We start from the raw sequence: 17,230 nt of genomic DNA, 5'->3' as shown, positions 1-17,230 counted from the left end.
CTGCGCTACTGCTCCCCGTCGAACTCCCGGTAGTCGCCGCGCTCTTCCATCGGGATCGGGTGCCGGACCTCGACGTGGAAACCGTCGCCCTCGGTGTAGGCGACGCCGGTCAGTTCGTAGACGACCTGCGACTGGGAGCCCTTCGTGAGACCCGCGGTTTCGATCCAGAGCAGCCGGCGTTCCTTCTCTGCCCCGTCCGGATCGGCGATCGTGAGATCGACGGTGATCCCGTCCAGCGTTCCCGAACCCTCGTTGTGCACCAGGATGTCGAGCAGAACATCGACCGTGGCGGGCTCGGCCGGCATTTCGCCTTCCGCCTCGGCCTCCATGTCGGCCTCGGCGGCTTCGGCTTCCATCGCCTCGTCGGCGACCGGGGCCTGAACCGCGAAGGACCGCATTTCGGCGATGTAGCCGACACGCGCCTCGGCCACGCCGCCACCGCCGCCGCAGGCAAGGGCTAGCAGCGCGACGGCCGCCACCAGGCCCAGGACCGCTTCCGGTCGCCGCCACCATGTCCGATTCAGAGTCCCGTTCATCGTCTCCCCCTTCGCTTCGTCAGCCTCGCGATCACAATGGAGCCATGAGGATAGCCTGTCGCGCCCGGTCCAGGTGGCGGTCAACCGGAACGGGCGCGCTCCCAGAACTCCTCCGCCAGGTCGCCGGCCAGCACGATCTCGGGCCGCAGTTCGACGCCGAACCGGTCTCGAACCGCCCGGTGCGCCGCCACCATCAGCTCGAGCACATCGGCTGAGCCTGCCTTCTCCCGGTTGACGATCACGTTGGCGTGCCGCTGGCTGATCTCGGCGCCGCCGCGGCGCAGCCCCTTCAGGCCGCAGGCTTCGATCAACCGGCCGGCGAAGTCGTCCTGCGGGTTGCGAAACACGGAGCCGGCATTCGGCTTGCCGGACGGCAGGCTCCGCCACCGCCGGCGATTCAGCTCGTCGATCCTCCGGAGCGCGGCGGCGCCATCGCCGCTCCGCAGTTGGAACTCCGCCCGGGTCACGACGGCGTCGGTCCCCTGCAGGTTGGTCGTCCGGTAGCCGGGCTCGAGGCGCAACACTGGAACGGTCTCGACCGGCCGCCCCGGCCGCGCGACGCGCACTTCGGTGAGAACGTCCCTGATCTCGGTGCCGTAGCAGCCGGCGTTCATCACCACGGCGCCGCCGACGGTGGAGGGAAACCCGGAGAGGGCCTCGAGGCCCAGCAGACCCTGCTTCGACGTGTCCCGCGCCAGTCTGGCCAGCGTGACCCCGGCGCCGGAGCGCACCGTCTCGCCCTCCACCTCGACCGACTCGAGTTCTCCGCGGAGCCGGCACACCACACCACGAATGCCGCGGTCCGGAAACAGGACGTTCGAGCCGTGACCGTGCAGATGCAGGGCGCTCGCGCACTCCCGGACCAGGGTCATGACCGCGAGCAGCGCCGCCTCGGACTCCACGCGGACGAAGAGGTCCGCGGGACCGCCGATGCGAAGCGTCGTCACCGACGCCAGCGGAACGGCTTCGCGCACCTTCACGCCGGGAACCACGGCGAGCAGGTCCCTGAGTTCGCGGTTGACGGCCAGGGGGGGCTGCAATACGCTGACTGCGCCCTTGTCGATGTCGGCTGTCACGTTGTTCTACACCACGTCGCCGAGCGTCCGCAGCGGCCGAATCCCGCCTTCCGTTCAACCGTCTGACGATCCAGGGGAGCGCCGCATCGGTCGCGCGGAAGTATAGCCACGACTCCCCGCGTCGACGACGCCGGGGCCGCCGCCAACGCGCCATTGCAAGAAGAGAGGAACGAAGAAACCCATGACCCCAACCCGCACGAAGGCGCGCAAGCAGCAAGCCGGCCGCGAGGAAGCGATCTCGGGCGCGCTCACGCAGATCGAACGTCAGTTTGGAAAGGGCGCGATCATGCGCCTCGGCGAGCAGGAGAACCTCGGTATCGAGTCGATCTCGACCGGTTCACTCGCCGTCGACCATGCCATCGGCACCGGCGGTTTTCCCCGCGGCCGCGTCGTCGAGGTGTACGGTCCGGAATCGAGCGGCAAGACGACCCTGGCCCTGTCGGTCGTCGGGCAGGCGCAGCGCGCCGGCGGCGCCGCGGCCTTCATCGACGCGGAACACGCGCTGGATGCCGAGTACGCCGAGAAGATCGGAGTGAACATCGACGAGCTGCTGGTCTCCCAGCCGGACAGCGGCGAGCAGGCGCTGGAGATCGCCGAGATGCTCGTGCGCTCGAACGCGCTCGACATCGTCGTGATCGACTCGGTCGCCGCCCTGGTGCCGCGCGCCGAACTCGAAGGCGAGATGGGCGACTCCCATGTCGGCCTCCAGGCCCGCCTCATGTCCCAGGCGCTGCGCAAGCTGACCGCCATCATCGCCAGGTCGCGAACGACCGTGGTGTTCATCAACCAGATCCGCGAAAAGATCGGGGTCATGTTCGGTTCGCCCGAGACGACGACCGGCGGCCGGGCGCTCAAGTTCTACTCGTCGGTCCGCATCGACATCCGGCGCATCGCAGCGCTGAAGGACGGCGACCAGGTGGTCGGCTCGCGAGTGCGAATCAAGGTGGTCAAGAACAAGGTCGCCCCGCCGTTCCGGCTCGCCGAGTTCGACATCGACTACGGCGAGGGCATCTCGCGCGTCGGCGAGTTGATCGACCTCGGCATCCAGCACAAGCGCGTCGCGAAGAGCGGCGCCTGGTTCTCGGCCGGCGACGTCCGGCTGGGCCAGGGCCGGGAGAACGCGAAGCAGTTCCTGCGCGACAACGCCGACCTCGCCGACGAGATCGAAGCCCACCTGCGCTCCGAGATGGGACTCCCGCCCATCGTCGCGGCCGCCGCTGAGGAGTCGGGCGACCGCACGGCCGCGGCGGGCTAGGGACCAAGAGCTCACCCGCCGATCCGGAGTCCGGGGAGAGGGTCCCAAACGGACGTTCGCGCTCAGTCGGAATGCGAGGGTGTGGCGCTCACTTCACTCCGCTCGCTTCGGTTAGGCGTCGGTTACCCAAACGGCGTCGAGCGTCGCTCGCTTCGAGCCCGCTGGGACCCTCTCCCCGGACTCCGGACCGGCTGGAGGGCATCGGCCTGCCGAAGCGCTTCCCTCGTGTACAAGTGGCAGGTGCGCAACCTGGCATGACGACCGCCGTACCAGCAGCTGCCGGACTGGATGATTGAGTCCGGGAATCTGAGCCGCCCAACAGTGTTATCCGGGCTAAGGTCCGCCACTGAGGCTGGAACTGAAACCGAAGCGATGAGGAAACAAGCTCTACTGGTTGGGGCGATCGCGCTCCTTGCAGCACTGCCGGTCGCCGGGCAGTTGCCCTGTAATCCGTGTGTCGGTCTGGCGACTGAGGACCCCAGCGGAGCGGCGGAGATCCTGGGTGCGCTGCCGGAGTTGCCGGAGGAGGCGCTGCTGGTGGTCAAGTGGCCCGTCGATCTGACGGATGAGGCCGCGATCGACGACGCGGCAGAGGTGGCATCGAGGCTGCGCGACAGTGGCGCCGTGCCCTGGTACGCCGTCCGCTTCGCCGGTCCGCCGCCGGCGGCGGACCGCGGGGACGAGCTTTCCGAGGAACTGGAGGGACTGGCCGATCTCGCGCGGACGGCCTCGCCGGGCGCCTTCTTCCAGCTCGTCTGGCCGGTGGAGCTCCGGGACGAGCCCGTGCAGGTCCAGGAGTATGCCCTCGCTCTGAAGCGGGCCGCGGTGGCGGTCTCCGGCGCGCAACCGGATGCGGTCGTCGTCTCCCAGTCGTTACCGGCCGATGCGGAGCTGATGCGCAGCCTCTATGGGCAGGAACTCGACGCCTATCTGGACGGCGTCTCGGTCAGTGCCGGCGCGGCGGTCGGAGAGATCGATCTGGCCGCCCTCAGGCGACTGCTCCGGGACCTGGATCCGGACGCCTTCATGGCGGTCGAGCGCGGTCCGGCCGCCGACGCGGACGCTGGCGGCGCCCTGCTGGTGCGCGCCGCCGCCGAGGCGGAGGCAGGTGCCAGCTTGTCCCTGTTCGCACTCACCGGCGACCCCGACGCCGACGCCGCGGCGGTTCGCGCCGCACGGCTGATCGCCCAGGAGTTCTCGGGCGACGTTGCCTACGATCCCTACTCGACGCCCGCGGGTGCCGACGCCTGGAGCTTCGTCCACGGCGAGGACCTGAGCTTGCGGATCGTCGTGTCACCACCGGCGGCGGGAGCGCCGGTGACCCTCAGCTTCAACGATCGGCAGATCGGCTCGCCTGCGCGCTTCGATCCGGCGACCGGCGAAACCGACCTGCTGTTCGGCGGACGGCGCACCCGGCGCGGCTACGAACTCGAGCTGGCCGAGACCGACGGGCCCTTCGTCTTCCGCCTCGACCGCGACCTGGCGGTCAGTCTCGAGGGCGCGGCGAGCGTCGAGGAGGCGCTGACCGTCGCCGACACGCGTCAGGTCCCGGTGGGCGAGATCCTGAGGCGGCTGCAGGCCTTCGAAGACGACCAGTCGCGGCGCATCGCGAACTACACCGCCACGAACACGACGTCCATGCGCTTCCAGCTCGGCACCGGGGTGCAGTCCGTCGACGCGACCTTCCAGGGCCCCTTCTTCTTCCGTCAGGGGGCCGGCTTCGACTGGGTCTGGCAGACGCTCTACGTCAACGGGATCCGCTGGCGGCGCAAGAAGATCCCGGAGATCCCCCTGATCCAGCCGGAGAAGGCCGCGGCCATGCCGGCCGAGATCACCTTCACGAAGGAGTACCGCTACCGGCTCCGCGGCACCGCGACCGTCGAGGGCCGCGACACCTGGGTCGTCGACTTCGAGCCGGCCGGCGCTCTGGCCGAAGGGCGCAGCCTGTTCCGCGGCACGGTGTGGGTCGATCGCGAGCTCTTCGCCCGCGTGAAGACCCGGGCGGTCCAGCTAGGCCTCACCGGAGATGTCCTCTCGAACGACGAGACGACCTTCTACACGCCGCTCGACGCGAACGGCGAGCCCGCGGCCTGGGACCGGTCGTCGTACTGGTTGCCGAACCGCCTCATCGGCCAGCAACTGTTCTCGGTCCTGAACGCCACCACGATCGTCGAACGGGAGATCCAACTGACGGGCATCGAGATCAACCCGACCGAGTTCGAAGCTCGCCGTCAGGCGGCCCTGGGCTCCGAGGCGACGATGGTGCGCGACACGGAAGAAGGGCTTCGCTATCTGGTCGTCGACAACGAGACCGGCGAACGGGTCGTCAAGGAGGACGACAAGACCCGGATGTTCATCCTCGGCGGCGCCTTCTACGACGAGGCCCAGGACGGCCCGCTGCCCCTCGGCGGCGTGAACTGGCTCTCATTCGACTGGCGCGGCACCGGCACCCAGGCCGACCTGTTCATCGCCGGGCCGCTGATCCTGGCCGACATCGCCAACCCGAGCCTGTTCGGATCGCGCTGGGATGCCGGCGTCGACGTCTTCGCACTGGCGTTCGCCGGCCAGGACACCCTCTACCGCGACGGCATGGAAGCGCCGGAGGAGACCGTCGAACGGCTGCGCCCGAACATCGATTTCAGTCTCGGCCGGCCCCTCGGGAGCTTCACCAAGCTCGACCTCCGCTACGAGCTGTCCTGGCACAACTTCCAGCGCGCCGACCAGACCGGCGACGACTTCGTCCTGCCCTCGGATCACCTGAGCCACAGCCTGGGGGCCACCCTCCGCTACATCCGCTCCGGCTACCGCCTGGTGGCGGGCGGCACCTGGAACGTGCGCGCGGACTGGGAGCCCTGGGGCCTGGGCGGGGCCAACCTGACCCCGGATCGCTACACGCTCTGGAACGTCGGCGCTGCCAAGACCTGGCATCTCCCGAAGTTCCAGAAGGTCGGCCTGTCTTTCGAGTACGTGGACGGCAGCGACCTCGACCGTTTCAGCAAGTACGAGTTCGGGTTCTTCTCGGACGTGACCGTCCACGGCTACCAGAGCGACAAGGTGCGCGCCGAGCGGGCAGCCGCCACCCATCTGACCTACGGCTTTGAACTGGGCGAGATCTTCCGGATCGACCTGGTGGGCGATGCCGCATGGGCCACGGACGCCGCCTCCGGCCTCGACAACGAGCTGCTCGCCGGCGTCGGCATCGTCGGCACGTTCATCGGCCCCTGGGGTACGGTCGTCAACATGGACGTCGGCACCGCCCTCGCCGGCCCCGACGACGGCTGGAGCGCCTTCATCGCCGTGCTCAAGCTGTTCTAGCCATAGCCAGGCATGGCTCCCGAAGACGAACTCCAACCCGAAGACATCGTCGAGGTTCCCATCGGCGACGAGATCGACCTCCACCCCTTCCAGCCCCGTGAGGTGAAGGACGTGGTCGAGAGCTACCTCGACGCCGCGTACGAGAAGGGGTTCCGCGAGGTGAGGATCATCCACGGGCGCGGCATCGGGGTGCAGCGCCAGATCGTGCGCAAGGTGCTGGAGCGGGATCCACGGGTCGTATCGTTCAGAAGCGGCGGCCCGGGCGGAGGCGGCTGGGGCGCCACCGTGGCCCGACTTCGATGAAGGCTCAGCCGTCCCGGGACGCGGCGCGAGACGCGCTGTACCGGGCCAGCAGCATGCCGAGGCCGAAGGCGATCAGCGGCGTCGCGATCAGCAGGTCGGACGCGCTCACGGTATAGACCGGCTCGGCCGCAAGGGCGTCGGCCAGCGTCTGGTCCGGCGCCGGCACGTCCGGCGTCTCGCCGCCGAGGACCCGGGTCACCGCCGCGCCCGCTTCCGGGCGTTCCGCCCGCAACTGGTAGGCCAGCCAGCCGCCCAGGGTCACGCCGCCGAGGAGGAACTGGGCGCTGGCCCGCCGCAACCGCGACTCGGCCTCACGGTGCGCGTGTTCCCGTTCGCCCGAAGTGAGGTCGGGGTCGTCCACCAGCTTCCACCGCTCGACATCGATCTCGGCCCGGCGCCGGGTCGCCGCAATACCGGAAAGAAAGCCGATCACGGCCACCAACGCGTGCAGGAGCCAGACCAGACCCGGCACGTCGCGGGAAACGATCTGGACCCCGACGATCGTGAGGATCGCCAACCCCAGGAAGACCGCCGACCAGACGACGGCGATGCTCTGCAACAGTTTCCAGTTCACGATCGACCCAACCACTCCAGCAGGCCCAGGGTCAATCCCGGGACGTAGGTGATCAGCAGGACGCCGATGCCGAGGATGATCAGCGCCGGCACGGCGGCCCGATAGATCTTCAGGAGCGGCCGCTCAAACCTATAGGACGCCAGGAACAGGTTGAGGCCCACCGGCGGCGTCAGATACCCCAACTCCAGGTTGGCGACGAAGATGATCCCGAGGTGAATCGGATCGACGCCGAAGGCGAGACCGAGCGGGATGATCAGTGGCACGACGACCACGGTGGCCGAAAAGATGTCCATCAGGCAGCCGACCAGGAGCAGGAAGACGTTCAGGGCCAGCAGGAAGACGAGCTTCGACTCGATGTTGTCCTGCACCAGTTCAAGGAGGCCCTGAGCCGCCTGGGCGTCCACCAGCCAACTCGTCAGGCCCATGGCGACGACCAGGATGATCAGCACTCCGCCCACCAGCACGGTGCATTGCCGGAACACGGCCAGCAGGGGCTTGCCCAGCTTCACGTCCCGGTGCACCAGGCACTGGACGACGAAGGCGTAGAGAGCCGCCAGGGCCGCCGTTTCGACCAGGGTCGCGTAGCCGCTGAAGAACGCCACGAGAATGACGACCGGAAGAAGCAGCTCCCACTTGCCGGCCCAGACCGCACGCGCGATCTCGAGGACGACCGACAGGAACCGCTTCAGGGCGGGCGGGAGTGGCTCCCACCAACCCGCCCCCAACGGGCCTCGAAGATCCTCGACCGAAGGCCCGGACACGGCAACGCCCTTTCGCAACCCCTCCCGGACACCCCAGGCGGCGATCAACGCGATCAACAGGAGCCCCGGGATGAGACCGCCAATGAACAGGTCCTCGATCGGCACTTCGGCGACGATGCCGAAGAGGATGAGCGGCAACGCGGGCGGCAGCAAAAGGCCGAGCGAACCGGACGACGTCAGCAGTCCGAGCGAAAAGCGCTCACGGTAGCCATCGGCCGAGAGGGCGGCGAAGAGCACGCCGCCCAGCGCCAGGATCGTGACGCCGGAACCGCCCGTAAAGACAGTGAAGAACGCGCAGACGACGGCGCACACCACGGCGGTGCTACCCGGCGCCCAGCCGAACAGGGCGCGGAACACCCGCAGCAGCCTCTCCGACGCCCCGCCCTCGGCGAGCAGGAAGCCGGTCAGCGTGAAGAGCGGGATCGCCGCCAGCGTCGGCGACACGGCAAGCCGGTAGCTCTCGGCCGGGATGGCGGCCAGCGGCACGAAGTCGGAGAGGAACAGGAACGCCGCCACTCCGCCCAGGGCGGCGAAGATGGGACCGCCGAGCAGCGTGGAGGCCAGGATCAGGACCAGCCAGGGGGTTGCCGGAAGCTCTCCGAACGCCTCGGCGTTGCCGCCGATCGCCAGCCCCAGCACGATGCCGAGCGCGGCCAGAGCTCGCCCCGCCCAGAGTTCCGACGACTTCCAGGCCAGCCGCAGGGCCAACATGACGAAGCCCACCGGCATCACCGCCTGCCCTACCCAGACCGGAACGCCGGCCGCCATCTCGATGCCACCCTCGCGTTCGATCTGCACCAGATCCAGACTGGCCCTGCCCAGCAACGTCGCCACCATCGCGCTGACACCGCCGGTGAACACCGCGGCGATCGCCCGGAACCTCCCCTCGGGCAGGAAGTTCCCGGTGGCCAGGGCGAGCAGGCGTCCCTCGCGCGCCGCCAGCGCCGCGCCGAGGAAGGCGACCCACAGCGTCAGGTGCTGTTCGAAGGGAAGCGCGCCGGGGATGCCGGTTCCCGTCTGGCGGACGACGATCTCCGCCAGGGGCAGCAGCACCATGGCGGCGAGCAGCACGCTCGAGAGGCCGTCCTCGACGCGATGCGCGAGGCGTACGACGGCCCGAAGTGGTGCCGCGGCGCCGCCCTCAGTCAAGAGCGGCGCTACCGGCCGCTGTCCGAGGCGGCAGGGGCGGCCGCTTCGGCCTCCAGCTGCTTGCGGTACGCGTCCCGTACCGCCGTCGCCCGGTCGAAGACCGCCTCCGGGACGGTCCTCCCGCGCATGTCCTCGGCGAAGTCACGGGCGATGCGCTTCCAGTCGTCCTCCACCTCCGTGCCCACGATCTGAACGACTTCCAGCCCCTGACTTCCCATCAGTTTGATCGCCGTCTCTTCGAGGGTCGGAATCGTGTCGAAGATCCGGTTCTCGGCCCGTTCGCCGCCCGCGATCAGCACCTCGCGATCCTCCTCCGAGATGCGATTCCAGGCGCGCTTCGTGACCACGATGGCTCCCATCATCGGAATCAGCGGCACGTCGGCCAGGAACTTCGCCTGCTTGAAGAACTGAACGGACATGGCGTAGATCGGCGGCACCGCAAGGGCGTCGATCATGCCGGTCTGCAAACCGGTGACGATGTCGGTGGCGGCGAGTGCCACCGGCTTGAAGCCACCCTGCCGCCACCAGTCCGTCATCGCCTCGTCGCCGGCCCAGGTGAAGATCTTGAGCCGCTGCATCTCCTCGACGGTGCGCGCCCGCCGATTCGTGAAGAAGTGCACCTGGCCCACGTAGCCCCAACCCAGGAGAACGAAGCCTTTCTCGTCCAGCTTCGCGCGCAGCCCGGGGGTCAGTTCCTTCAGGACGTGGTACATCTCCCGCTCCGAGCGGAAGAACAGGGGGATCTCGAAGACCGTGAAGTCCTTCGAGATGTCCGCCAGTCCGCTGACCGACAGGGCGGCCGCGTGGTACTGGCCGATCTTCATCTTGCGCAGGATGTCCGGCTCGTCGCCAGCAACGCCGCCAGGGTAGATCGTGAGGCTGACCCTGCCGTCGGTGCCGGCCTCCCACTCCCGGCCCATGCTCTCGAAGAACCCGTCCCAGGGCGAACCGTCCGGCGAGAGGGTCGCCATCTTGACCGTGAAGTCTGCAGCGCCGGCCGGCCCGCCGGCGATCGTCGCAACCAGGAGCGCAGCCAGCAGGGGCGACAACCGGAGGAATGCGGCCCTTCTCATGCTGCCTGCACTGTATCAACGGCGATCCGGGTCCTCTAGACAAACGAGCCGCCGCTCGACGCCCCAGGCAAGCCAGAAGGCGGCCGGTTCCACCGCTTCGTCGAGACTCTCCTGATCCTCCACCACGACCAGAAGCACACGGAGCCGGTCCAGCAGCGCGGCCGCCCGGCGTTCGCGGTCGCGGCTCCGCTCCCGAACGGCCGCGGCGAGCGCACGCTCCTCCGCCATGCTGGCCAGCAGCACTGTCGGCCGGCACCACAACACCGAACCGATCAATGCCTCGCGGCTCGGTTCGAGCACCAGTGCCGCCAGATTCGCGCAGCACCAATGCAGCCAGGGCAGGGCCAGGCGGTCCACACCCGTCGGGGGTCCGGATGGCGGCGGCGTGACGACGACGATCTCCCGTGCCGGCCCCCTCGGCACCAGGAGTCGGTCGAAGATGCCCCCGGAAACAGTCTCCGCGGAGGCCGCCGCGAGGTGGCAACACAGCGCCTGCGGCGAGGACTGTGGAGCAGGAGCCTGGTCGACGGATGGCCGTTCACCACGATCGAGCGCCGCCTGCCAGCGTTCGACTTCGCTCCAACCGCGCGCGAACGACCACCATCGCCAGCGGCCGTCACGGGGGTAGAACACCCACGGCTCATGCCCGCGGCTGCTCCGCGCCGCGGCCGCCAGCGCCTCCCGCGCCTGTGACGCTGCCACTCGGCTATCCTACGCGGTCCGAACGCCAGGTTCGCCGAAGCAGCCTGTGACCAGTCGCCTCGACCGGTGTCCCAACACATGCCCCGATGGCCCCAGCACGGCTTTGCCGCCCTCCCTTCGACGATCGTTGCGGTCCTCGTCATGTCCCTATCCTGGACGGGCCTCGCCGCGGGACAAGAACCCTCGATCGACGTCGAGGCTGACGCGGCGATCGACCGAGCCAAATCCGCGCGCGACCCGGCGGAAGTCCAAGCGGCCCGCGCCGAACTCCTGGAGCTGAGCCGGCGCTATCCCCGACATCTCTATCCGAGGTTCCCGGGCCGTAGTCGGGCGCTGGTGGAGGCGGCTTCCATAGGTCGCCGCCTCGGCGTGGGCAACGCGGCGGCGGGAGAGCTGCTGCAGGTGCTGGAACGGGAGCCCCCAAGCGAGTGGACGGCCAGGGCGCACCTGGAACTGGCCGATCTTGTCCTGACGAACGGCGACTGGCAACTTGCGGCCAATCATTACTGGCAGGCGCGCCAGGGCTCTCCGCGCGCGCCGGCGGGCAACGATCGGGATGGCGGCGCCGTCGACGTTCCGGGCATCGCCCTCGAGCGGATGACGCGCATCGACCGCCTCGTGCTGCGGCGACTTGCGGGAAAGGACCCGTGGACCAGGATACGCCCCTACCTGCCCCGCGACTACCTGCCAGAGAAGCAGAAGCTCAAGAAGCCGCGCTCCGTCGCGGCCGGTCCGCGCGGGGAACTGCTCGTCGCGGACGACAGCCGGGTAGTGGAGTTCGACCGGGAAAGAAACCTCGTGGCGAGTCGTGAGTTGCGAGGGCTGGGCCAGGCCCGGCCGAGCTTCGGCCCGGTCGGACCGCTTGGCGGCACGACCGCGGTCGTGTCCGTCTCCAGCACAGTGGTTCGGCTTGAAGACCCCAACCCGATCCGGTTCGAACGCCCCTCGGGGGGCAGACTCGAACAGATCATCACTGCCTATCGCGGACCGTACGGCAGCTGGACCGTGCTTTCTCGCCAAGTCGACGTCGTGTTGCGCTACGACCCGCAGGGCAACCTGCTCGACTTCGGCCAGACGAGACTGGCGCAACCGGTGGACATGGCACCTGGCCCGAACGGCCGGACCTACGTCCTTGACGCCGGCAAGGGAGACGCCCGCGCCGCGCTGCTGACCCTGGCCCCCGACGGGGAACTCGAGAACACGTTCAGCGCCGATTGGCGGCGCCCCATCGCTCTCGACGTGGACGCCTTCGGCAACGCCTACGTGCTTGAGGGGCGCGCGAAGCAAGTACTCGTCTACGACCCGGACGGGAACATGATGGCGGCCCTCGGCCCGCTACTCCCCGGCGGCATCGAGCTGCGTGCGCCCAACGACATCGCGGTCGACGGCATGGGCAGGATCTTCATCGCGGCAGGGCGACTGGAGACAGTGCTCGCCCTCGAGTAGCGAGCGAGCACCGTGACTCTTCGGATGACGAACTCGTGCAGCCTCTCCCTGAACAGGCTGCGAGCACTCCTGGTCCTGGTGCTGTCTCTCGCCGCACTGGCCGGACCCGGCTTCACACAGGAGACGACGGACTCCGACTCCAGCGCCCGCGAAGCTACCGCCAGCATCCGACTGCGCACGACACCCGCGGACGTCACCATCCTGATCGACGGCGTTGAGCAGGCACCCCGGAGCGGCGTAGTTTCCGCCACGTCCGCCGCCGCAAGTCAGTGCGTCCCCGTGTGCTGGATCGACGGACTGGCAACGGGCCGGTTCGACCTGGAGGTGAAGCGGGCCGGGTTTCGCACGTACGGAGCCACGCTCGTTCTTCCTGACCTGCGTGACTACGAGTTGCCTCGGATCGAACTCGAGCCGCAGGAGGCAGTGATCGGGTTTCGTGGTCTCCCCGCTGATGCCGTCGTCACGGCGAACGGGAAGACCCTGGCCGTGGACCGCCGCACAACGCCGCCGGAGGTCACGATCGTGCCCGGCGAGTACGAACTGACGGTTGTTCACGGTGCGTCTGGCTCCTTCGAGAGTTCCGTTTCTCTCAGAGACCGGAGTCGGCTGACCGTCGATGTCGGACTCCGACCGCTCCTTGCCGTCCTCGGCATTCTCGGCTCCGACCCGCTCGCGGAGCAAGCCCTACGGTCGATCGCCGACCATCTCGCCGGCCAGACCTCCTACAGCATCGTGTTCGAGCCAACGGGCGAGGCGCTTCTGGCGGACCTCGGAGTCAACGACGGCACGCTGAGCGGAAACGCGGAAGCGGCGAGACGGGAGCTGGACTGGATATCGATTCGCGCCCAGCTCGAAAGCGAGGCGCCGGCAGCCCTGTACCTCCTCGCGGTCCTCGACGAGGATCGGGAAGCGGACCGGATCAACCTCTGGTGGCTATCGGCCGCTCCCGGCCCCGCGACGCCGGATGTTCTGGCGCTCCGCGTTCCCGGCGGGCGGCCGGACGACGACGACATGGCCCGGCTGACCGCGGCACTGAAGCCTGAACCCGAACGGCGCGTTCCGTGGGTCGGCGTCACCCTCGTCGAATCCGAGGTGAACAACCCACTCGTGGTGGCCGACGTTGCCTTGGCGTCGCCGGCCTACAGGGCCGGCATCGAGCCCGCCATGGAGCTTGCTTCCCTGAACGGCTCGCAGCTCAAGGGAGCGCAGGACTGGATCGACGCAACGTCGGCTCTCAGACCAGGCGAGGTTCTGGAAGTCCGGATCGCCGGTGCTCGGGGCGAGCCGGCAGTCCACACGATCGAGCCAGAATGGGGTTGGTCGATGCTCGACCCGTTCGCTCCCGAGTTGCTGCCGGCCACGGCTGCGGCACACCTGATTCAGAAACTCAAGAGTCCCGGAGACGTCCCGGCATGGCTGCTCGAACTTGAACTCGCGTCCATCCTCTTCGCGCAAGGTGAAGCCGAAAGCGCGGTTCGTCTGCTCAGGAGGATCGAAGCGCCGGGGCGAGGCGGCCTCGGCGGAGAGACCGTCGAGTACATGATCGGGCTGGCCCTTTCCGAACTAGCAGACCAGGTGGACGCGGAGTACGGGAATCAGGCGGTCGCCCTCTTCAGGGATCTGGAGGCCGCCGAGAACAGCCGGCTCGGCAGCGACCGGGGGCCTTCGATCGCCGCCCGATCTCGTTTGCACGCGAAGACTTCTCTGGCTCTTGTGCCGCCAGATACCGAGATCGTCGTCGGCGAGTATCGCGCCGAGGTGCGGGTGAGCGGCAGCGACATCGTCGCCGTCCGTTTCCTGGTCGATGGCAGGCACCAGGCGACCGAGCCCAGGTCCAAGGCCTGGACCATGCTCCGCTTGGCCAAGTATCCGACGCAACAAGTGCTCACCGTCGAAGGGCTCGACGCCGATGGCCATGTCGTCGCGGCGAACGAATTGGTCCTGAACCAGCAGCGCGGCGACCTGCGAGTGAACATCGAGGAGCCGGCCCGCGGCGTCGATGTCGTCGGCACGACGCCAGCGAGGGCGGCCATCGTCGTACCAAAAGGACGCGAAGTCAGCGCCGTGGAGTTTCGCGTAGGGGACGAAGTCCAGGTCGAACTCCAGAGACCACCCTGGCGGGCCGAGATCAGCGTGCCCAGGGCCCGCAACGAGGCCGAACCGGTCTACCTCACGGTCACAGCGACGCTGGACGACGGCAGCGGCGCCGAGGACGTCCGCTTTCTCAGCGCGTCGGCCCTTTCCGACAGCATCGATGTCGACATGGTCGAGCTCTACACGGCCGTGACCGACAGGGGCAACCGCCCGATCGTCGGGCTCCGGGAGGCCGACTTCACCGTGCTGGAGGACGGCGTCACACAGCAGATCTCCACCTTTGAACTCGTCGAGAACCTACCTCTGACCCTTGGGGTCGCGATCGACACGTCCGCGTCGATGGACCCGGTCATGGAGGAGACCAGGAAGGCCGCCGCGCAGTTCCTGACCAACCTGCTCAACCCGAGTGACAGTTCGTTCGCAGTGGCGTTCGCGTCCCGTCCCCATCTGCTCATGGGACAGACATCCGACGTGGAAGCGGTCGTGGACACGGTCCGCGCGCTTCGCGCGAGCGGCCAGACGGCGCTCCACGATGCCCTGATGACAGGCCTCTACTACTTCCGCGGCATCCGGGGACGGCGCGCGCTCGTCCTCCTGTCGGACGGCGAGGATACGTCGAGTTCCGCCACCTATCCCGACGTCCTGGAGTACGCCAAGCACTCGGAGGTCGTCATCTACACGATCGGGCTGGGCATTGGCGACAACGAACCGCTGCTGCGGTCGAAACTCCAGGAGATCGCCGCGGTGACCGGCGGGCGGGCGTTCTTCATCTCGGCGGCCAGGGAACTACAGCCGGTGTATCGACAGATCGACAGGGAACTCCGCTCACAGTACCTGCTGGCCTACAACTCGAACCAGCAGTCCGCGAACGACGACTTCCGGCAGGTCGAAGTTCGGGTCACGGACGGACGCCGCGCCCGCACGATCAGCGGCTACTACCCATGATCTGCATTGGCCACACCGGCAACCGGAGAACGCCTCTGTCGGCCCCAGGCGCGGTGCTCCAAGCCGCGTGGATCATGGTCCTGTTTCTCTCAGGAACCGGACGTGAAGGCCCGGTGGCCGCGCAGGAGTGGCCCCAACCGGAGGCCCTTGGAGGCGCGACCTTCGTAGCGGAGCCGCCGGACGCTCGAATCGAAGTCGGACGCCGGGTACTTCGCGCACCGGGACGCCTCGCGCTTCCCGCCAGCGACTACGTGGCCGAGATCACACGGCCGGGCTACCTGCCGACGCTCGTCGGCTTCAGCGTCGCCGCCGGCGAGGAGATGGACGTCGTGGTCACCATGGAGCGCGCCAGTGCGACGCTCCGGCTGCGAACCGCGCCGAGCAACGCGACCGTACTGATCGACGGTTTCGTACGCGGTCGCACCGAGGGACACGCCAGGCCAGATTTCACTCCGGAAGGGCCAGCGGCGTTTACTCCCGGAAGGAGCTTCTCAGCCGAACTGTGGCTCGCCGACCTGCCCGTCGGTTCGCATCGGCTCGAGATAAGGAGAGAGGGTTTCCGCACGTTCAGCCAAACGCTCGACATCCCCGCCCTGCTCGACTACGAACTACCTCCCGTCGTGCTCGAGCAGGAGTACGCCATGCTCCTGCTCGAGGGGCTGCCGGAGGACGCGAAGGTCTACGGCAACGGCCGCGAGATGCAGCCGGACCGATCGAAGCTCAAGCCGGAAGTGGCCGTGCTGCCAGGCCAGCTCGATCTGGTCGTCACTCGCGGCAGACAGGACGTCTTCGAGACATCGGTCGTCGTAGAGCATGGCGCTTGGCTGGAAGTTCGCGTCGAGATGAAGCCGGCTCTGGCCTTCCTCGGAACCTTCGGCGAGGATGCGGCCGGACTGCGCGCCGTAGCCTCCGCGATCGAGTTCCTGAAGGACGACGGGGTCCATATCGTGCTCGACCGTAGCGAACAGGGCCGCGCCGTCTTCGCCGACCTAGGTATCGACTCACAGGTCCTGCGCGACTGGACAACCGCGAAGACCGAGCTCCCATGGAACGCCATCCGAGCGCAGATCCAACGGGAAACTCCGGCGGCACTGTACTTCGCCGCTGTGCTGAGCGACGACCTGGCGGCCGACTCTGTCGACTTGTGGTGGTGGTCGGCTGCGCCCGGTCCCGCCCGACCCGACGTGCTGTCCATCGATCTCAGGAGCGGAAGATTCGAGGGCAGCGCCCTGAGACGGCTTGCTCGTTCGCTGAATCCGGTACTTGAAGTTGGAATCCAGACGCCCGATCTCGGCGTCGGCCTGATCGAGTCGCTGAAGAGCGACGGTCTCATCGTCGCCACGGTTGATCCGGGTGGACCGGCCGCAGCCGCTGGCCTGCAACCTGGGATCGAGGTCAGGGAGATCGACGGTGAACCCGCCTCGGCGGACCAGTTGACGACAGCCCTGGACCGGCTCCAACCCGGGGGCGGAATCGAATTCGCAGTCGGAGGAGACGGAAAGGAAGCCACCGCCACGGTCATCCATCCAGCGTGGGGGTGGACTCAGCTTGATGTTCTCGCTCCGAATCTGTACCTGGCCGCCGCGGCCGCCGGGCTGATCCGGGAGTTCGACAGCTCGGCCGACACGCCTCGCTGGCTCCTTGAACTGGACCTCGCCGCGCTGGCGCTCGCCGCTGGCGATCCCGAGAGCGCGATTCAGCTCCTCGAGGAGATCGAGGCCCCCGACCGCGCCGGGTTGGGGGCGGAAACGGTTCAGTACACCTTCGGAGTCGCACTGTCCGACCTGGCTGACCGAGGCCACGACGAGGTACGGCAACGCGCCCGGCGCGTCTTCGAATCGCTCGCGTTGACCGAGCATGGCCGGCTGTATGCGGACGAAGGACCCGAGGTCGCGCCCCGCGCCCGACTGCGTGCAGACGCGCTAGCCGAACGGTGAAAGCGACACCGGCGAGACATCACGACCGCATCCGGCATCACCAGCAACCGCGTTACGGGGTTAT

The 17,230-nt window shown here is 68.3% G+C and carries 12 protein-coding genes; 6 read left to right on the top strand and 6 right to left on the bottom strand.

The window, feature by feature from the left end; genetic code table 11:
• Positions 1–5: 5 nt before the first annotated feature.
• Both OXG83_13485 and murB read right to left on the bottom strand, forming a co-directional pair.
• On the bottom strand, positions 6–536 hold the full coding sequence (locus OXG83_13485; protein ID MCY3966041.1) for a hypothetical protein: 531 nt from the start codon (positions 534–536) through the stop codon (positions 6–8).
• 80 nt (positions 537–616) lie between these two features.
• Entirely contained in the window at positions 617–1,612 is a 996-nt protein-coding gene (gene murB, locus OXG83_13480) for a UDP-N-acetylmuramate dehydrogenase (GenBank protein MCY3966040.1), read from the bottom strand.
• Positions 1,613–1,793: 181 nt separating this feature from the next.
• Here murB and recA point away from each other — a divergent pair, with 181 nt between their 5' ends.
• From recA to OXG83_13465, 3 genes are all read left to right on the top strand, one after another.
• A complete protein-coding gene (recA, locus tag OXG83_13475; GenBank protein ID MCY3966039.1) occupies positions 1,794–2,867 on the top strand; it encodes a recombinase RecA in 1,074 nt (357 codons plus the stop codon).
• A gap of 372 nt (positions 2,868–3,239) precedes the next feature.
• Entirely contained in the window at positions 3,240–6,182 is a 2,943-nt protein-coding gene (locus OXG83_13470) for a hypothetical protein (protein ID MCY3966038.1), read from the top strand.
• Between the two features lie 12 nt (positions 6,183–6,194).
• Positions 6,195–6,485, top strand: a complete 291-nt coding sequence (locus OXG83_13465) for a Smr/MutS family protein (GenBank protein ID MCY3966037.1) — start codon at positions 6,195–6,197, stop codon at positions 6,483–6,485.
• A gap of 4 nt (positions 6,486–6,489) precedes the next feature.
• Here the strand turns inward: OXG83_13465 and OXG83_13460 are convergent, their stop codons facing one another.
• From OXG83_13460 to OXG83_13445, 4 genes are read right to left on the bottom strand one after another with little or no spacing between them, the layout of a single operon-like run.
• The gene (locus OXG83_13460) at positions 6,490–7,059 is read right to left on the bottom strand and encodes a hypothetical protein (GenBank protein MCY3966036.1); all 570 of its coding nucleotides are present in this window, start codon (positions 7,057–7,059) and stop codon (positions 6,490–6,492) included.
• Complete coding sequence (locus OXG83_13455) at positions 7,056–8,969, bottom strand: TRAP transporter large permease subunit (protein ID MCY3966035.1); 1,914 nt, start codon at positions 8,967–8,969, stop codon at positions 7,056–7,058. Before OXG83_13455 ends, OXG83_13460 begins: the two co-directional genes overlap by 4 nt.
• 8 nt (positions 8,970–8,977) lie before the next feature.
• The gene (dctP, locus tag OXG83_13450; GenBank protein MCY3966034.1) at positions 8,978–10,042 is read right to left on the bottom strand and encodes a TRAP transporter substrate-binding protein DctP; all 1,065 of its coding nucleotides are present in this window, start codon (positions 10,040–10,042) and stop codon (positions 8,978–8,980) included.
• Between the two features lie 15 nt (positions 10,043–10,057).
• Positions 10,058–10,744, bottom strand: coding sequence for a hypothetical protein (locus OXG83_13445; GenBank protein MCY3966033.1), 687 nt, complete (start codon positions 10,742–10,744; stop codon positions 10,058–10,060).
• Between the two features lie 141 nt (positions 10,745–10,885).
• On the opposite strand from OXG83_13445, the gene OXG83_13440 reads away from it, so the two are divergent.
• The 3 genes from OXG83_13440 to OXG83_13430 are packed head-to-tail and all read left to right on the top strand — an operon-like array spanning position 10,886 to position 17,166.
• Positions 10,886–12,190: a hypothetical protein gene (locus tag OXG83_13440; protein MCY3966032.1), complete on the top strand. Its 1,305-nt coding sequence runs from the start codon at positions 10,886–10,888 to the stop codon at positions 12,188–12,190.
• A 12-nt stretch (positions 12,191–12,202) separates the two neighbouring features.
• Complete coding sequence (locus tag OXG83_13435; protein ID MCY3966031.1) at positions 12,203–15,229, top strand: VWA domain-containing protein; 3,027 nt, start codon at positions 12,203–12,205, stop codon at positions 15,227–15,229.
• Complete coding sequence (locus OXG83_13430; GenBank protein MCY3966030.1) at positions 15,226–17,166, top strand: PDZ domain-containing protein; 1,941 nt, start codon at positions 15,226–15,228, stop codon at positions 17,164–17,166. The genes OXG83_13435 and OXG83_13430 overlap by 4 nt, the downstream gene beginning before the upstream one ends.
• Positions 17,167–17,230: the final 64 nt, after the last annotated feature.

The sequence above is a fragment of the Acidobacteriota bacterium genome, assembly GCA_026707545.1.
In the GTDB taxonomy this organism is placed as follows: Bacteria; Acidobacteriota; Thermoanaerobaculia; order Multivoradales; family Multivoraceae; genus Multivorans.
This window is presented reverse-complemented; position numbering and strand designations above follow the sequence as displayed.